Here is a 17,979-nt window from a genome sequence, read left to right on the forward strand (position 1 = left end):
TGCTTGTCCTCGCCTTGGCTGCGGTCAGTCTCCGCGCCGCTCAGCCAGCTCCACGACGTTCTTCAGCAGCATGGCCCGCGTCATAGGGCCCACTCCGCCCGTCGCCCGCGTCCACTTGCCGGCCACTTGCTCGACGTCGGGATGGACATCCCCGAGGATGCCCTCGATGGTGCGGGTGATGCCGACCGACAGTACGGTCGCCCCCGGTCTGATCCAGGACGGCTTGACCAGGTGGGCGACGCCGGCGGCGGCGATCACCACGTCGGCGACCCTGGTGTGCGCAGCCACGTCGATCGTGGCTTCGTGGCACAGGGTGACCGTCGCGTGTTCGGTGGGCCGGGTCAACATGAGCGCGAGCGGGCGCCCCACCGTCGTCCCACAACCGATCACACAGAACTGCGCTCCGGTGATGGGGACGGTTTCACGCCGGAGCAGTTCAAGGATTCCCCGGGGTGTGCAGGGCAGCGTGCCGGGGCGGCCGAGGACCAGCCGGCCGAGATTCGCGGGGTGGAGGCCGTCGGCGTCCTTGTCGGGATCGATGGCCTGCAGCACCGCGTGCATGTCAATCTGGGCGGGAAGCGGCAGCTGCACGATGAATCCGGAGCACCGCGGGTCTTCGTTGAGGCGTTCCACCTCGGTGAGCACCTGCCGCTGAGACGCGCTCGCCGGCAGTTCCACGCGAAGGGACCTGATCCCCACGTCCGCGCAGTCGCGGTGCTTTCCGGCGACGTAGGAGCGGGACGCCGGATCGTCACCGACCAGGATGGTGCCGAGACCGGGCGGCTCACCTGCTGTTGCCAGGCGTTCGATGCGGCTCCTCAGCTCCTCCTTGATCTCTTTTGCAGCGAGGTTGCCGTCGATGACGCCTGCTGTGCTGTTCACCGGCTGTTCCGCTCCCCATCACTCGTCGCCTGCGCACCCTCGTGCGGGCTCGACTGTGCCCAAGGCGGGTGGGTGGCGGTACTACGCAATCGAACAACCGAAGGCAGTGTGTTTGGCCAACCGACACATGGCGGCCGGGAGCGGAGACATTCACATTGGGATCTTCGAATGGAGGGCGGTCATGGACGTGAAGTTGCCGAAACGGGCGCAGGTTGTCATCGTCGGCGGTGGAATCATCGGCGCGAGTACCGCCTACCACCTCGCGTGCCGTGGTTGGACCGATGTTGTCCTGCTGGAGAAGAACCAGCTGACATCGGGCACGACCTGGCACGCCGCCGGCCTGGTGACGCAGGCGCGAGGCACCCACGCAACCCGCGAGGTGGTGCAGCGCAGCCTCGCGATCTTCAAGTCTCTCGAGCGGGACACCGGCTTTTCCACCGGCTTCGTGCAGACCGGCACCATGAACCTGGCCACGTCTCCCGAACGGCTGCAGGAACTGCGGCATCAGGCCAGTGTCGTCCGCGGAAACGGGATCGAGGCCCGACTCCTCGATGTCGAGCAGACGCTGGAGCTCCATCCGTTGCTGAACCCGGACGGACTGCACGGGAGCCTCCTTTTCCCCGGAGACGGCCGGGGAAGCGCGACCGACACGACCATCTCATTGATCCGGGGCGCGCGGCAGCGCCGCGTGCAGGTGCTCGAGGGCGTCGAAGCTCTCGACGTGACGATCGCGCAGGGTCGGGTCACGGGCGTGCGTACCGCCCAGGGCGACATCGAGGCGGAGTACGTGGTCAACGCGACGGGAATGTGGGGCCGGGAATTCGGCGCGAAGGCGGGTGTCGACGTACCCCTGCAGGCCCTCGCCCACTATTACGTCGTCACCGAGGCGATCGCGGACCTCCCGCGTAACCTGCCCACGGTCAAGAGCGGCGACGAGTACGCCTACATCAAGGACGAAGCCGGAGCCTTGATGGTCGGCTTCTTCGAGCCCGGCAGTTACGTCTGGGGCTCGCGCGGGATCCCGGAGAACAAGGGTTTCGTGCAGCTCCCGGAGGACTGGGACCATCTCGGTCCCTTCTACGAGAAGATCATGCACCGGATGCCCGCCCTGGAGGATGCCCGCATCCGCCTGCACTTCTGTGGGCCCGAGAGCTTCACCCCGGACGGCCAGTACCACCTGGGAGAGGCCCCTCGGCTGCGTAACTACTTCGTCGCGGCGGGATTCAACTCGGTGGGCTTCCTGTCCGGGCCGGGAGCGGGGTCGGTGCTGGCCGACTGGATCATCGACGGACGCAGTCCCCTGGACATGCCCGAGACCGACCTCGGCCGGGTGCAGCGGCACGAGACGAACCGCAGGTTCCTCGAGCGGCGGGTGCTGGAGACGTTGGACGAGTCGTACGAGGTCCACTGGCCGTTCCAGCAGCGCACCACCGCTCGGCCCCTCAGGATCAGCCCACTGCACCGCCGGACCGAGGAAACCGGTGCGGTCTTCGGTGAACTGGCCGGCTGGGAGCGGGCGAACTGGTATGCCCCTCCCGGTGTGGAGCGGCGCTACGAGTACTCCTTCGACCGGCCGAACTGGTTCGAGTATTCGGCGGCGGAGCATCGCGCCGTCCGTGAGGGCGTCGGGGTCATCGACACCTCGTCCTTCGGCAAGCTGCTCGTCCAGGGCCGCGACGCGGTGCGGGTGCTTCAGCGGGTGTCGGTCAACGACGTGGACACCGAAGCGGGCCGCATCACGTACACCCAGTGGCTCAACGAGCACGGTGGGATCGAGTCGGACGTGACGATCACGCGGCTCGCGGAGGACCGGTTCCTCGTCCTGTCCGGCCCGGCGACGGTCAATCGTGATCTGGCGCACCTGGAGCGCGCCATCGGTGACGACGACTTCTGCACCGTCGCCGATGTCAGCGGCACCATGGCGATGCTCGCGGTCATGGGCCCTGAAGCCCGTCGGCTCCTGCAGCCGCTCACCGACGCGGATCTGTCCACCGGCGCATTCGCCTTCGGCACCTCGGCCGAGATCGACCTCGGCTTCGGCTTCGTACGCGCCACTCGCGTGACCTATGTGGGCGAACTCGGCTGGGAGCTGCTGATTCCGGCCGACATCGCGCAGCACGTGTGGGACGTATTGTTCGACGCCGGCCAGGACCTCGGCATCAAGCCGGTCGGCTACCACGCGATGAACTCACTGCGCATGGAGAAGGCCTACCGAAGCTGGGGACACGACATCTCCTCCGGGGACAATCCGCTGGAGGCCGGGCTGGGGTTCACCGTCAAGTGGGACAAGCCGGGCGGCTTCATCGGCCGGGACGCACTGCTCAAGGCGAAAGACGCAGGGATTTCGCGCAGGCTCGTCCAGTTCCTGCTGAGCGAGCCCGACCCCCTCATCTTCCACGACGAACCGATCTTCCGGGACGGAGCCCTCGTGGGCCGGGTCGCCTCCGCCCAGTACGGCCACACGCTAGGCGCAGCGGTCGCCCTCGGCTGGGTGAGCGCTCCCGAGGCCGTCCACCGGCACTGGTTCCAAGAGGGTTCCTACGAGATCGAGGTCGCGGGCCGGCGGGTGCCGGCAGCCGCATCCCTGCGCCCCCTGTACGACCCGAAGTCCGAAAGGCCGAAGTCCTGATGAACGAAATTGTCTTGACGCTGTCCTGTGCGGACAGGCCGGGCATTGTCGCGGCGGTTGCCGGCTTCCTCGCCGAGCGCGGTTTCAGCATTCGCGAAAGCCAGCAGTTCGGGGACCAGGAGACCGGTCTGTTCTTCATGCGGGTCCACGCCGTCGCCGACCGCTCAGCGGACCTTTCAGAACTCCGCTCGCAGTTCCAGCGCGTTGCGGAACCGCTGGGCATGAAGGCAGCGCTTCACGATCCGGGCCATCGGCACCGCCTGCTCGTCATGGTGTCGAAGCAAGGGCACTGCCTCAACGACCTGTTGCACAGGGTCCGCACCGGCTCGCTCAGCGCGGAGATCGTCGCGATCGTTTCCAACCACGACGATCTACGGGAGCTCGTCGAGTGGCACAGGATCCCCTTCCACCACGTGCCCGTCACCCCGGACACCAAGCCGTGGGCCGAGGACGAGCTGCGCAAACTCGTCACGGCCTACTCTGCGGAGACGGTTGTCCTGGCCCGGTACATGCAGATCCTGTCCGACCCTCTGTGCCGGGAACTGCACGGGCGAGCGATCAACATCCACCACAGTCTGCTCCCCAGCTTCAAGGGAGCCCGCCCCTACTTCCAGGCCCATGCCCGGGGTGTCAAGGTCGTGGGGGCCACCGCGCACTATGTGACCGGGGACCTCGACGAGGGGCCGATCATCGAACAGGACTTCGTCCGTGTCGATCACAGTCACTCCGCGACGGACCTGACCGAGATCGGCCGTGATCTGGAGGCGATGGCGCTTGCGCGGGCGGTGACCGCGCATGCGGAGCACCGTGTCGTGATCAACGGCGGCAAGACAGTGGTTTTCCGCCGCTGAAGAGCCGTGATGCCGGTGAGCCGCACAGTCGAGGAAGCGGGCATCCCCCGCCAGCTTGAAGTGGCTGGTCACGGGGCTGGTGTGAGTCGGTGGTCGTGTGCTGGTGCTGGTCGGCAGCGCCTGGGCACATGTCGAGAGGAAACGCAGCAACATGACGAACGAGAACGATGTTGTCGTCATCGGTGCGGGGTACGCGGGAGTGACCGCAGCGCGCGACTTGAGGGACCGAGGCTTCTCGGTGACCCTTCTCGAGGCACGCGACCGCGTGGGTGGCCGGACCTACTCGCGGAAGTTCAAGAACCGTGAGGAGCTCATGGAGTTCGGTGGCGCTTGGATCGCCACCGACTACATGCCGAACATCGCCCGCGAGGTGCAGCGGTACGACGTACCGCTCATGCAGAGCCCGGACCTGACCCACTACCGTTTCCTCGTCGGGGACCGGCTCAGCATGTTCCCCGTCCCGCCGGACGAGATCACCGCGCTCGAACGAGGGTGGCTGGCGATCGCCGGCGCCGCTGAACGGATCTCGACCCATCTGCCGCTGCACATGCAGCCCTTGGCAGACCTCGACGTGTCGTGGGCCGAGTTCCTCGGTCCGCTGGAGCTGCCGCCGGCAACCTACGAGTTCTACACCGCGGCGCTGTCGACCTACGTCGGTGGGCACCCCCACGACTTCTCGGCCCTTCACACCCTCGGCTGCATCGCCACGCTGGGAAAGAGCCCCTACAACGCCTTTCATGGCGTGCTGGTGGACAAGTTCGCGAACGGGACGGCGGACCTGCTGCACCGGATGGTGGACGAGGCGGGGATCGACCTGCGTCTCTCCACACCCGTCCGCTCCGTGCGGCAGGACGACAGTGGGGTCCTGGTCACCTCCGTCGAGGGTGACACCTTCTCGGCTCGCGCTTGTGTGGTGGCGGTCCCTACGAACACGATCCGGCAGATCGATCTCTCACCGGCCCTGAGCGACGCGAAGGTCGATGCCCTCGCGGCCAACCACCCGGGTCGCGGTTACCGCGTCAACTTCCTGGTGGAGGGGGCACCCGAAGGGTTCTTCGCCCTCGGGTGGCGTGCCGGACTGCAGATGGTGGTCACTGAGTACCAGATCGACCGCAACCTGGCCCTGATGTCGGCGTTCGGCGCGGAAGGGCTGTATCCGCTCGACCCGACCGACCGCGAGCAGGTGCAGAAGGCGTTGGATCCCGTCCTGGACGGTGCCCGTGTGCTGGAGGTCGATGCGCACGACTTCAACGCCGACCCATTCAGCGACGGGACCTGGCGCATCAATCCGCCGGGGTGGGCGCGGCGGTTCGCGAAGACGATGAACGAACCTGAGGGACGCGTCTTCTTCGCCGGTAGTGACGTCTCCCTCGCCACGCTGAACGGTTGGATGGAGGGCGCCGTCGACAGCGGCCATCGCGCCGCCGACGGAGTTGCCGCGTGTCTTACTCATTGCCCCGCTTGACCGCTGCTGCGCCGACCGTCCTGAGGCCGAGTGAGAGCGGAGAGAAGAGCGCTCGTCTCCCCCGAATCCCGCCCCCGGGATCGGAGGAACGAAGTGGCCGACGGGTCTGACGCCAGATTGACCGAGGCCGCGAGGTTGGTTGAGGAACCACTGCACGAGGAGATACGGATGTCTGTCATTGCGGCAACGGAGTCTCGCAGCACGGGATGTTCGATCGTGGTCGAGCTGCTGGTGCGCGCGGTGACCGACTGCCGGCTCTACGGCAGTTTCCCTGGCCGTACAAGGTATTCGGCCAGTTGCTATGGCGCGTGACGACCAGGGAGAACCGGTGCTCATCGACACATATGGCCGGATAGCGCGAGACCTTCGGGTGTCGCTGACAGACCGATGCAACCTGCGTTGCACGTATTGCATGCCTGAAGAAGGCCTGGACTGGCTCTCCAAGCCGGAGTTGCTCACCGCGGATGAGATCGTCCGGCTGATCCACATCGCGGTGACGCAGCTGGGAATCCAGGAGATTCGTTTCACCGGTGGCGAGCCACTGCTGCGGCGCGACCTGCTGGAGGTGGTGGGACGTGTCGCAGCGCTGGAACCGCGGCCGCATGTGTCGTTGACCACCAACGGTATCGGGCTTCAGCGGCTTGCCGGGCCACTGCGCGAAGCCGGCCTCGACCGGGTCAACGTTTCCCTGGACACGTTGAGGCCCGAGACGTTCCGCACACTCGCACGACGGAATCGGCTCGCGGACGTGGTCGCCGGGCTTGCAGCGGCCGACGCGGCGGGCTTGCGGCCGGTCAAGGTGAACGCGGTTCTCATGCGAGGCGTCAATGACGACGAGGCACCGGAACTGCTGCGCTGGTGCCTCGACCGAGGGTACGAGCTCCGGTTCATCGAGCAGATGCCGTTGGACGCCCAGCACGGCTGGACGCGTAAGCGCATGGTCACCGCGACGGAGATTTTCGGCTTGCTGGCGCCGATGTTCGATCTGAGCCAGGACGAGCGGCAGCGCGGCAGTGATCCAGCGGAGACCTGGCTGGTGGACGGAGGCCCGGGCCGGGTGGGCATCATCGCCGCGGTGACGCTGCCCTTCTGCGGTTCCTGCGACCGGACCCGGCTGACTGCGGACGGCCAGGTGCGCAACTGTCTGTTCGCGCGGGAGGAGTCCGACCTCCGGGGACCCCTGCGTGCCGGTGCCACCGATGCCGAACTCGCCGAACGATGGAAGGCCGCGATGTGGGCGAAAAAGGCCGGCGCCGGCATCGATGCCCCTGACTTTCTCCAGCCGGCCAGGCCGATGTCGGCGATCGGAGGGTGACGTGCGGATCGTGGTGAAGTACTTCGGGGCGCTTCGGGAACGGCTCGCCGCCGTCCGCGAGGAGAAGGTGACCGTGGACGATGGCACGACGGCTGAAGGCCTTGTCGATCACCTGTGTGAGTCGTACCCCGGGTTGGCGCAACTTCGTGGTCATGTGCGGGTGGCGGTGAACGAAGATTTCGCCGCGTCCAGCCGTGTCCTGGTCGATGGTGATGTGGTGGCGTTGATTCCACCGGTGGCGGGCGGTGCGGATCCGTATTGCCGCTTGACCGGTGAACCGTTGAGCGTGGATGAGGTACTCAACGCCGTTCGGGGGCCGGGGCACGGTGGCACGGTGGTGTTCATCGGTACCGTACGCGACCACAACCAGGGGCGTTCGGTGACTCGCTTGGAGTACGAGGCCTACCCGAGCATGGCGGTAAAGGTCCTGGCTGACGTCATTCGACGGTGTGAGGCGATTGCCCCTGGTGTTCGTGTCGGGATCGCCCATCGCACGGGACGGTTGGAGATCGGTGAAACTGCAGTGGTTCTCGCGGCAGCGGCTCCGCATCGGGCGGAGGCGTTCGAGGCCGCTCGTGCGTGCATAGAACTACTCAAGGAAGAAGTACCGATCTGGAAGAAGGAGATCTCCGGTGATGGCGCCGAGTGGATCGGCATGGGGCCATGAGCCCTGATTCAGAAGCCGTCACAAAGGGAGAAGTCCGAAAAGGCATGCTCCTCCGGGCGTCGCCGAGGCTGAACCCTTCTGCTGGACGGCGAGTTGGCCACCACGGAACCGAAGAGACTCCTCCGCCGGCTCCTGCCCGCCGCCCGCATCACACGCGGAGCCCGGCGCCCGTCTACCCGCCGTTGAGCATCCGCATCGTCTGCAGAGCCAAATAGAGCTCGGTCTGGCCCTGCAGACTGTGCAACTTCCGTCCGGTGAGCTCCTCCACCCGGTGCATCCGGTAGGCCAGCGTCTGGCGGTGGATGCCCAGCCGGTCGGCCCCCTCCTTCCAGGAGCGGTTGCTGTCCAGAAACACCTCGAGCGAGTGCATGAGCCGGGAGTCGTTGTCGGCGTCGTAGGCGATGACCGGGCCGAGTATCCGGGCGACGACCGCCTCTCCTTCGGCCACCGTCCTCGGCAGGAACGCGGCGGACTGGTCCCCGTACATCACGACGCAGCGTCCCTCGCCGCGCGCCGCCTCCATCGCCCAGCGGGCCTGACGGGCCGCGTCCCCCACACCCTTGAGGCTGTGCACGGCGTGGCTGATGCCGGCCCGGACTTCCCGATCACGGTCAAAGCCGAAGAGTTCCTCGGTAGTCTGCGCGTCCGCCAGCAGAATCAGCAGCTCATCGTGGCGCTGCATCGCCAAATGATGGATTGCCTTGGCGCTGAGCCAGGCATGCAGGTCTTCCACTGAGACCGACGTGTCACCGCCGACGCATACCAACCGCCAGGGCCGGTTTCCCAGCCCCATGGCCGACAGCCGTGTCTCGGCCGCCTCCAGATCGATGGCTCCGTCCACCAGCTGGCCCAGCAGGCGTGCGCCGCTCTCCCTGCGCCGGAGCGTGCTCGCCGCTCGGCGCTCCACCTCCAGGTCGGCGATGGTGGCGACGTGCTGCAGCACCACCAGGTCGGGCGCAGCACCGGGCGTCACTGGCTGGACGACCAGCACGGCTCGATGGCCTGCTGCCAGGGGAAGCGCCAGGAGGGACTCGTCGGCGGCGGACATGCGCAGGAAGGTCGGCAAAGGCCCGCCCCGCGACTTGACCGCTTCGAACAGTGCCTGGCGATACGGTGCGGGAAACGGGTATCTGGTCGGCAGCAGGGGTTCCCCTGTGTGGACGCCGACGACGTACAGGCGAGCGCCGGCTTCGTTGCCGAGCTGGTCGAGCAGAGCGTTGCCGCGGAAGTTGGCCTGGTGAGCCCGGCGGAGGACGTCGTAGAGGCGAATGATCCTGGTGAGCCGGGTGCCGGCTTCCTGGCTGTTGCTGTCGGCCACCATGCGGGCGACAGTGACGAACGGGACCGCGTATGCCGTCTCGAGCACGGGGAACTCCAGGGCGTCCGCCGCGGCCGCTGCCTCGGGCGCGAGAGCGGGCGCGTGCAGGCCCTCCGCGAACGCTATGCCGGACAGGGCTGCCTGCGCCAAGTTCTCCAGGAAACGGACCTGCTCCTTGGCCTCGGCGGGAAAGCTGTACCCGTCGCACAGCAGCAGGTCCCCCGTACCCAGCCAGTTCCACGGATCGGGCAGCTCGCACGTGTGCGCCCACTGCACTGCCCGGTCCTCTCCGGAACGCCCAGCCAGAAACCGGGTCCGGAGAGACGGAAGAGCAACCAGCTCCTTGATCGTGATGCTCATCAGGCACCTGGGTTCTCATGCGAAGGAGGGAACCGCCGCCGGCTCGTCGCTCTGCCGGCAACCGGTCAGGTTCGCGACCCGTGTCCCGCTGGGTTCAGTGGCCCAGAGCTCGCCAGAAGGCTGTGGCGAGGCGGGAGGGGCGGCCCGAACGCTGTTCCGTGCGGTCGGCCACGGTGAAGGCCAGTGTACCGGCGTTCACTCCCAGCCAGCGCAGGGGCTCCGGTTCCCACTTCGGTGAGCGATGGCCGACCCAGGGAAGCGACCTGATGTCACTGTCCAGGTCGAGGATCTCGGCGGCCAGCGTACGACCGGCGAGATTCGCGGTGGCGACACCGTCCCCGACGTACCCGCCCGCCTGAGCGAGCCCCGTCCTGCGGTCGAAAGTCACGGAGGGGAGCCAGTCCCGGGGGATTCCCAGGTTGCCGCCCCAGGCATGAGTGAACCGCACGCCACGGACAACCGGGAACAGCTCCACCAGGATGTGACGGAGCATGGCGTGGACGGCGGGATCGTTGTCGAAGGTGCATTCCACCCGGGAGCCGAAGTGGTACGGAGCGCCGCGCCCGCCGAAGGCGAGACGGCCGTCCGCCGTGCGCTGCCCGTAGATGCGCAGGTGCCGTTTGTCGCTGAAGGTGGCGCGATCATGCAATCCAATCTCCTCCCAGACGGCGTCAGGCAGAGGCTCCGTCGCCACCATCAAGGAATACATCGGCACCACGTCGCGCCGCGCGCCCGGGAGCTGGGCGGTGTACCCCTCGGTGGCCCTGACGACGACGTCTGCCGTGACCCGGCCACGGTTGGTGTCGAGCCTGCGGGGGGTGATCGTCCGCACATGGGTGTCTTCGTAGATCCGCACCCCGGCGGCTCGGACGACGTCGGCCAGGCCGCGGGCCAGCTTGGCCGGCTGCAACGCCGCACAGTGCGGGGTGAAGGTCGCACCGAGGGCGTCGGACATGCGCACTCGGTCCTTCAGCTCCTCGGTCTTCAGGAGCCGCATGTGATCGCCCCCGAAGCCCCAGTCTCGCCAGCCGGCCACCTCCCGCTGCGCCCGTGCCCACTGGGCCGGGTTCCTTGCCACGGACAGATAGCCACCGGCCTGGAAGTCGCAATCGATGCCTTCCGCAGCGACGACGTCCCGGATTTCTCGCACGGTGTCGTTCATGGTCCGCTGCATACGGACGGCCGCGTCACGGGAACTGACGCCCGCGACCTTCCGCAGGCTTGCGGGGAAGATGGCGGAGCACCATCCGCCGTTGCGGCCCGAGGCTCCGAACCCGACGAAGTGGCTTTCCAGCACCGCAATACGGAGCGAGGGGTCGGTCTTGGCGAGATAGTAGGCCGTCCACAGCCCGGTGTATCCCCCGCCCACGATCGCCACGTCGACCTCGTGGTCGCGGTCAAGGACTTCCTTGGGACCCCAGTCACCATCCGCCTCGTCGTGCCAGAGGGTCAGATCTGTGATGGAAGGGCTGTGGTCGTGCATGAGAAGTCTTCCCTCTCGCTCATCCGGTCATGGCAGTCCGACGCTGCCGGACTGCTTCGGGCAAGGTCGTCGGAGTAGCGGTACCGCCAGAAGTCCTGCTCAGTGCAGGCGGGGTTGATCACGACGAGCGGCGTGTGGCCGCATGTGTCCGATCGTCGCTCCGCAGGGCCGGTTGACGGAGGTCTCAGGATCTGCCGCAGGCGCCAATCAGCTCAATGCGCCGAGGAGCCAAACAGTCCCGCGTTCTTCGTGCGGGGGCACAAGGCGCGTGCATCCCACCCACCTCAGCTGGCGTGAGCCGGCGGGCGAAAGGCATGCGGAACAGTGCCGGTGCCTGGCCGCGTCGGCGTCGAGCGCGTCCGACGCCTCCCTCGACCGCGGCCTGCGCAGGCTCACCGGAGCCGACCGTGACGCCGTACTCAGCCGCATGCGCTCACCACCGACCTCGCGGACATGGCGGGCGGCGACCCGTCCGAGAGAATGCCCGATGTCCTCGTCCTTGCCGACCACGCGGAGGGCCGCGCGACGAAGACCGCCATGAGTCTTCCACGCCGCCCACCCGTCGCCAGCCGACTTGGGGCCCGACTTGTACGGATGCGTAAAGTCGCCTCAGCCCTCTGCGGTATCGCACAACTCACCCGGCCCTGAGGTACGGCATCGTCATGCGGGGACGTCCGGCAGCCCCGAGCCGCAGGACCCCGATCAAACTCAGGGCACTCGCCGCCGAGACGTGCGGTCATGTGCATCACGACGTAAGGACTCACCATGAGCCGAATCCTGGTCATCGGCGCCAGTGGCAAGACGGGGCGACACGTCGTTGCAGGCCTGGTCTCCCGAGGCGCCGAAATCCGGGCCGCCTCGCGCAGCCCCGAGCAACTCGACACCGAGGGGGCCGATCCCGCGCGGTTCGACTGGCACGACGAGTCCACGTGGGGCCCCGCGCTCGAGGGCGTGGACGGTGTATACCTCGTGCAGCCCACGTCCGCGGACGTCGTCGAGGTGGTGGGCAGGTTCCTGGACGCCATGAAGGCCGCCCGCGCCACTCGCCTCGTGTTCCTCTCCGAGTGCGCCGCCCAGACCCGGCCCGACGACATCACCGAGCGGCAAGTGGAGCTGGTGGTGGAGTCCAGCGACCTGGAGTGGACGATCCTGCGCCCGAGCTGGTTCATGCAGGACATCGTCGATGAGTACTTCTTCGGCCCCATGGTCCGCAATGACCGGATCATCGTCATGACCACCGGTGGCTCGGCCACCGCGTGGATCGACGCTCGCGACATCGCGGAGGTCGCGGCGGAGGTGCTGGTCAACGGCGGGGCGGCTGGGCAGGCGCTCAGCCTCACCGGACCTGATGCACTTACCCTCGACCAGCTCGCCGAGCGCATCACCGCGGCCGCCGACAGCCCCGTCACGGGTGTCGAGGAGAGCCTCCGTGAGGCCGAGACACGCATGCGCGCCGACGGGCTCGACGAGGGCTTCGTCGCCTACATGACCCGAATCGCCGAGAGCATCATCGCGGGGGAGACGGCCACCGTCACGGGTGAGGTCGAGCGGGTGACCGGTCGTCCGCCACGCGACATCGACGCGTTTCTGGCGGAGCACGCAGCGCAGCTGCGACCGTCCGGGGAAGCGCGGACCGAGATGGACGCCGAGCAGGCACTGGAGCGTGCGCGCGACAATGAGGCCCTCTTCCGGCGCCTGATCTCCGCATGGGCGCGCACCGACCTCGACGACCTGACCGACTGCGTCGCCGACGACATGGTCTATACGGACATGCCGTTCCCGAACGAGCCGGTCCGAGGCAAGGCGGCCTTCCGGGAGCACGTGCAGCGCTACAACGCCTTGTTCGCCGACGGTCAGGTCGAGGTGGAGTTCGTAACACTGGTCGCGACCAGCACCAACGTCGTCGGGGAGCTGCTGTGCCGGGCCCGGTACGTCGGCCCCGGCGCGCCGGAAGGCGGCGTCCCGGTCAGCTGGTACGCCACGCTCGTGGACACGGTCCTGGACGGCAGGATCGTCTCCGAGCACGTCTACTTCGATCCCACCGCGTTCGACAAGGCGGTCGCGCAGGCAACAGCCTGAGCAGGAAGCCAGGGATCGCTCGAAGCTGTGGCGATGTCGAGCAGACGGCCCGTGCAGCTGCTGCGCATCCTTCGAGCACGCCGGCTTCCCTTCACTTGTCCGACCTGTCCGGTCGGGTTGTCAGAGACGAGTCGGAAGGACCCTCATGAGAATCGCTTTGTTGCAGGTGGCCAGCCCCGCTGAGGAGTCACCGGATGACAGGCGCACACGGGTCGGCCGGATGGTCGCCGAGGCCCGCGGCGCCGACATGGTCGTCCTGCCGGAACTGTGGGCCGCCGGCTACTTCGCGTTCGAGTCCTACGAGGAACGCGCCGAGCCCCTGGAAGGCCCCACCGTCGCTGCCGGTCGCAGATGGGCGCGGGACCTGGGGGCCCATGTGCATGTGGGCAGCATCGTGGAGCGCGGCCCTGACGGAAGCCTGTACAACACGGCTGTGCTCGTCGCCCCGGATGGAACGATCGCCCACACCTACCGCAAGGTGCACGTCTTCGGCTACGCCTCACGCGAGGCCGAGCTGCTCACCCCGGGCGACGCGCTCGAGGTGGCCCGCACACCGTTCGGCCCGCTGGGCGCCACGACGTGCTATGACCTGCGCTTCCCGGAACTGTGGCGGGGGCTCGTCGATCTAGGGGCGAAGACCGTCGTGGTGCCAGCAGCCTGGCCCGCGGCCCGCCGCGAACACTGGCAGCTGTTCACGACCTGCCGGGCGGTGGAAGAGCAGGTCCTGGTGATCGCCTGCAATGCGGTGGGAATGCAGGAAGGAGGGGTTGTGCTGGGCGGTCACAGCCGCGTCGTCGATCCCTGGGGGACGGTCCTCGCCGAGGCGGGAACCGAGGAGGGGCTCACGTTCTGCGAAGTCGACGCTGACGTGGTCGACACGGTCCGCTCGCAGTTCCCGGTTCTACGGGATCGCCGCTGGCCGGCCGCGGACGCACCTGGCGGAGTCCCCGCGCTCTGATCGCCGACGCCGAGCACCAGAGTCTTGGGCCTTCCGGCGGCGGTGCACTGGAGGAACTGACGGCGGATCACGCCGCCTACCTGCGTTAGGGAACGCGGGGTGACGGCCAAGTCCGCCCGCTGCTCCTGCAGTCAGGCACGCGCGTTCCTCGCCGCGCTGCCGCTGACGGCCGAGGTCGGCGAGGCCCAGGCCAACTGCCTCATGAGCGCCCGTCCTTGCTGTTCGGGCGCGCCGTGTCCGTCAGCGCCCGGCTCGGGAACTTCGAGCGCGCGACGGACTCCATCGCTTCCCCTTGGACCACCCACGCAGCCGCTCATGGACTCGCTGAGCGCCACCAAGGGCTGACCGGACGCCGGGCCACCCCGCGCTGAACCCCGCGCACATGCCCCGGCACCGGAAGCCGTACTGTCAAGGCGTGTACCGGTTCCTGCTGACACCTCGCTGGTGGGGTATCAACGTCTTCGTGCTGCTCGCCGTCCCGTTCTGCGTCTTCATGGGGTCGTGGCAACTGAGCCGCTTCGAGGGGCGGGTGCACGACAGTCGCACCGCATCCGAACAAGCGGCCTCCGACAGGCACGAGACGGCACGCCCGCTGGACGGCATGCTGCCCGTCGACAGGAGCACCGCGGGACGCCGCCGCGTCACCGCGAGCGGCAGGTACGGCGAGCAGTTCCTCGTGCCCGGCCGGGAACTGGACGGCAAACACGGCTTCTACGTGCTCTCCCTGCTGCGCACCGGCTCCGGCAAGGCTCTGCCGGTGGTCAGGGGATGGCTGCCGGGGAAGGCGGATGCGGCGAAGGCGCCCGCCCCACCCGCCGGTGAGGTCTCCGTCACCGGCGTGCTGGAGGCGTCCGAGACCCCGGGCGACAACGGGATCAGCGCCCAGAGCGGGCTGCCTGCCGGGCAGACGGCGGCGATCAGCTCAGCCTCGCTGGTGAACCTCGTGCCGTACAAGCTGTACGACGCCTGGATCACCCTCGACAAGGCCGACTCGGGGATGAAAGCAGTGCCCGCGACCGCTCCGGCCAACACGGGCCTGGACCTGAAGGCGTTCCAGAATCTCGGCTACACCGGTGAGTGGTTCGTCTTCGCCGGCTTCGTGGTCTTCATGTGGTTCCGGATGCTGCGCCGCGAGCTGGAGTTCTCCCGGGACACGGCGCCGGGTCCGGTACTGCAAGGGGACCAGGAGCGGGCAGCAGTCTGAGGGCCACGCCCCTGCGAGCACCCCGGCGAGGGACCCCCGCGCGCGAGTGGACGCGGCCTGGTCGCCCCCGAGCACCCGCATGCTGCGTGTCATGGTTGCCGACGCCGCACGGCCACCGGAGGACCTTCCGCGGTCGCCCTGGTTCCCAACAGCGCGCAGCGGAAGTGCAGTAGGCGGTCATGGTGCGATCTCGCCGCGGTGGACGACTCGTTCCACGATTGACGGCGGCCTGTGGATACTCCCCGTAGGCGGTCTTTTATCTAGCATTTTGTGGCCGCGAGCTTCCCCACTGGCGGCCGGATACCTCCCCGGACCTGGACGGACACTGGCCAGCGAAGCTGGCCGGTGTGAAGAACAGCAGGGAGATCATGGAAATCCTGGAGGCGTACGACCTCACGGGGAGTTACCGCGCCGCGGCCGAGCTGGCCGGCGTCGACCACCACACGGTGGCCCGTTATGTGAAGCTGCGGGAGGCGGGCGAGCGACCCGCCGAGCGTCAGCACCGGGCCCGCCCGATCGACGAATTCATGGACAAAATCGAGGAGTTGGTGGCCGCCTCGAAGGGGCGGATACGCGCGGACATCGTGCACCGGCGGATCACTGCGATGGGCTTCACCGGCGGGGACCGCACCACCCGCCGAGCGGTCGCCGAGGTGAAAGCTCGGCTGCGCTCGGGGCATCACCGGGTCTATCGGCCCTGGATCACCGAGCCGGCGCTCTGGCTGCAATGGGACTGGGGTGAAGGACCGCGCATCGGCGGAAGACGTACATCGTTGTGGTGCGCCTGGCTGGCCTGGTCGCGGTTCAGGGTCGTCATCCCGGTGTTCGACAAGACGCTGCCGACCATCGTGGCCTGCCTGGATGCCACTTTGCGGCGGATCGGCGGGGTCCCGACCTATGCGCTGACCGACAACGAGAAGACCGTCACCACCGAGCACATCGCGAACATCGCGGTCCGCAACCCCGAGATCGTCGAGGTCGGACGGCACTACGGCATGACGATCCGCACCTGTCTGCCCGCCGATCCCGAGACCAAGGGCGGCTCGGAGGCCACCGTCCGCATCGCGAAGGCGGACCTGGTGCCCACGACCGCGAACCTGCTGCCGCAGTACAAGACGATGGGCCAACTGGAGGCGGCCTGCCGGGAGTTCTGCGACACGGTCAACGACCGGGTCCACCGGGCCAGCCGCCGCAAGCCCGCCGAGGCCCTGCTCGAGGAGCAACAGCGGCTCCATCCGCTGCCCAAGGAGCCCTTCACCGTCGCCTTCGGCACCACGAGGCGGGTGAACTGGGAGTCCACCATCTCCGTTGAGGGCGTGCGCTATTCGGTCCCGCACCAGCTGGTCGACACCCGCGTCTGGGCCCGCTTCCACGGCGACGAACTGATCGTGACCGCCGTCGGCGAGGACGGTCCCGCCGAAGTCGCCCGGCACGACCGCTCGGCCCCGGGCCACCCCTCGATCAAGACCGAGCACTACCCGCCGCGGGAGAACAAGGAGGCCGACCGCACCCCGCGGGCCACCACCGCGGAGGAGGCCGCGTTCCTCGCGCTCGGCCCCGGCGCCGCCTCCTGGCTGATCGAGGCGGCATCCGCGGGAGCCCGACGTCTCAAGCCGAAGATGGCCGAGGCCGTCGCCCTGGCCAAGCTCCACTCGGTCGCCGAGGTCGACCGGGCGCTCGGGGCCGCGGCGATCGCCGGCCGGTTCGCGGAGAACGACCTGATCTCCATCCTCAGCTACCAGGCCGGACTCGAATCCATCGAGCCCAGCCGGGCCACCGAACAGCACAGCCTCCAGCCGGGCACCGCCGCCTGGTCCAGCTTCGGCATCACGAACGACAAGGACGAGCACTGATGGCCACCCCGATCCGCACCATCTCCGGCGCCCACGGCGACCCGCTGGCCGAGGCCATCGAGCTGACCAAGCGACTCAAACTCCCGCACCTGCGGCGGGCGTTGAGCGATCTGATCCCCACCGCCAAGGCCCAACGCTGGGATCCCGCCGAGGTCGTCCGCGTTCTGCTGGCCGAGGAGGCCGCCGGACGGGACGCCGCGAACCTGCGGACCCGCCGCAAGCGGGCCGGGTTCCCCGCGGGCAAGACGTTCGGCGACTGGGACGAGACCAAGTCGTCCATAACTCGCCAGGTCCAGGACTCGCTGAAAACCTTGGAGTGGGTCGGCCGCCGGGAGAATCTCTGCATCTGCGGCCCGAGCGGCACCGGAAAGTCGCACTTCACGGAGGCGCTGGGGCAGACCGCGGTCGAAGCCGGCCTGACCGTCGCCTGGTTCACCATCGAAGACCTCGGCGCCCTCGTCCGCCGTCATCGCGCCGACGACTCCCTGGCCCGGGCGATGATGCGGCTGATCCGCACCGACCTGATCATCGTCGACGACATCGGGCTCCTGCCCGTCTCACCGGACGCCGCCGAGGGCTTCTACCGCCTGGTCGATGCCGCCTACGAACGGCGGGCCCTAGCCGTGAGTTCGAACCTCCACCCGTCAGGCTTCGACGAGATCATGCCGAAGACCCTGGCCACCGCCACAGTCGACCGCCTCCTCCACCACGCTCACGTCGTGGTCACGCAGGGTGAATCGTTCCGGCTCACCGAGGCCACCACCGGAAAGGGCGTGATGCCACTGAGGTGAACGAGCCCTCGGAACGGCGGGGAGATATCTGGCCGCCACCGGGGACGTCGAGTCGGCCATGAGTGCGAGGGACATCTGGCCGCCACCGGGGATTACAAATGGCCGTTGACACACGATCCCGTCG

At 68.0% G+C, this 17,979-nt stretch carries 13 protein-coding genes; 10 read left to right on the top strand and 3 right to left on the bottom strand.

Features of this window, described 5'->3' with window-relative positions:
• Positions 1-24: 24 nt before the first annotated feature.
• Entirely contained in the window at positions 25-882 is an 858-nt protein-coding gene (locus ACZ4UU_RS40650) for a bifunctional methylenetetrahydrofolate dehydrogenase/methenyltetrahydrofolate cyclohydrolase (protein ID WP_471908470.1), read from the bottom strand.
• A 181-nt stretch (positions 883-1,063) separates the two neighbouring features.
• Here ACZ4UU_RS40650 and ACZ4UU_RS40655 point away from each other — a divergent pair, with 181 nt between their 5' ends.
• The 5 genes from ACZ4UU_RS40655 (at position 1,064) to moaD (ending at position 7,809) form a co-directional block, all read left to right on the top strand.
• Complete coding sequence (locus ACZ4UU_RS40655) at positions 1,064-3,511, top strand: GcvT family protein (RefSeq protein WP_471908471.1); 2,448 nt, start codon at positions 1,064-1,066, stop codon at positions 3,509-3,511.
• Positions 3,511-4,362, top strand: a complete 852-nt coding sequence (purU, locus tag ACZ4UU_RS40660; RefSeq protein WP_133930911.1) for a formyltetrahydrofolate deformylase — start codon at positions 3,511-3,513, stop codon at positions 4,360-4,362. The genes ACZ4UU_RS40655 and purU overlap by 1 nt, the downstream gene beginning before the upstream one ends.
• Positions 4,363-4,465: 103 nt before the next feature.
• Positions 4,466-5,827 (top strand): flavin monoamine oxidase family protein, encoded by a 1,362-nt coding sequence (locus tag ACZ4UU_RS40665; protein WP_471908562.1) that lies wholly within the window; start codon positions 4,466-4,468, stop codon positions 5,825-5,827.
• Positions 5,828-6,155: 328 nt separating this feature from the next.
• Positions 6,156-7,142 (top strand): GTP 3',8-cyclase MoaA, encoded by a 987-nt coding sequence (gene moaA / locus ACZ4UU_RS40670; RefSeq protein WP_471908472.1) that lies wholly within the window; start codon positions 6,156-6,158, stop codon positions 7,140-7,142.
• Between the two features lies 1 nt (position 7,143).
• Positions 7,144-7,809 carry a molybdopterin converting factor subunit 1 gene (moaD, locus tag ACZ4UU_RS40675; protein WP_471908473.1) on the top strand — a complete coding sequence of 222 codons (666 nt, stop codon included), beginning with the start codon at positions 7,144-7,146 and terminating at the stop codon, positions 7,807-7,809.
• A gap of 172 nt (positions 7,810-7,981) precedes the next feature.
• Here the strand turns inward: moaD and ACZ4UU_RS40680 are convergent, their stop codons facing one another.
• Positions 7,982-9,487 (bottom strand): PucR family transcriptional regulator, encoded by a 1,506-nt coding sequence (locus ACZ4UU_RS40680; protein WP_471908474.1) that lies wholly within the window; start codon positions 9,485-9,487, stop codon positions 7,982-7,984.
• 94 nt (positions 9,488-9,581) lie between these two features.
• Complete coding sequence (locus ACZ4UU_RS40685; RefSeq protein WP_471908475.1) at positions 9,582-10,970, bottom strand: NAD(P)/FAD-dependent oxidoreductase; 1,389 nt, start codon at positions 10,968-10,970, stop codon at positions 9,582-9,584.
• 765 nt (positions 10,971-11,735) lie between these two features.
• Between ACZ4UU_RS40685 and ACZ4UU_RS40690 the strand changes: the two genes are divergently transcribed.
• The 5 genes from ACZ4UU_RS40690 to istB all read left to right on the top strand — a co-directional run bounded on the left by ACZ4UU_RS40690 (position 11,736) and on the right by istB (position 17,855).
• Positions 11,736-13,049, top strand: coding sequence for an NAD(P)H-binding protein (locus ACZ4UU_RS40690; protein ID WP_471908476.1), 1,314 nt, complete (start codon positions 11,736-11,738; stop codon positions 13,047-13,049).
• Between the two features lie 145 nt (positions 13,050-13,194).
• Complete coding sequence (locus tag ACZ4UU_RS40695; RefSeq protein WP_471908477.1) at positions 13,195-14,007, top strand: carbon-nitrogen family hydrolase; 813 nt, start codon at positions 13,195-13,197, stop codon at positions 14,005-14,007.
• A gap of 415 nt (positions 14,008-14,422) precedes the next feature.
• Positions 14,423-15,211 carry an SURF1 family protein gene (locus ACZ4UU_RS40700; protein ID WP_471908478.1) on the top strand — a complete coding sequence of 263 codons (789 nt, stop codon included), beginning with the start codon at positions 14,423-14,425 and terminating at the stop codon, positions 15,209-15,211.
• Between the two features lie 347 nt (positions 15,212-15,558).
• Positions 15,559-17,064: an IS21 family transposase gene (gene istA, locus ACZ4UU_RS40705; protein ID WP_471908479.1), complete on the top strand. Its 1,506-nt coding sequence runs from the start codon at positions 15,559-15,561 to the stop codon at positions 17,062-17,064.
• Positions 17,064-17,855, top strand: a complete 792-nt coding sequence (gene istB, locus ACZ4UU_RS40710; RefSeq protein ID WP_030619034.1) for an IS21-like element helper ATPase IstB — start codon at positions 17,064-17,066, stop codon at positions 17,853-17,855. Before istA ends, istB begins: the two co-directional genes overlap by 1 nt.
• Positions 17,856-17,979: the final 124 nt, after the last annotated feature.

The organism is Streptomyces sp. NPDC028907, assembly GCF_055564995.1.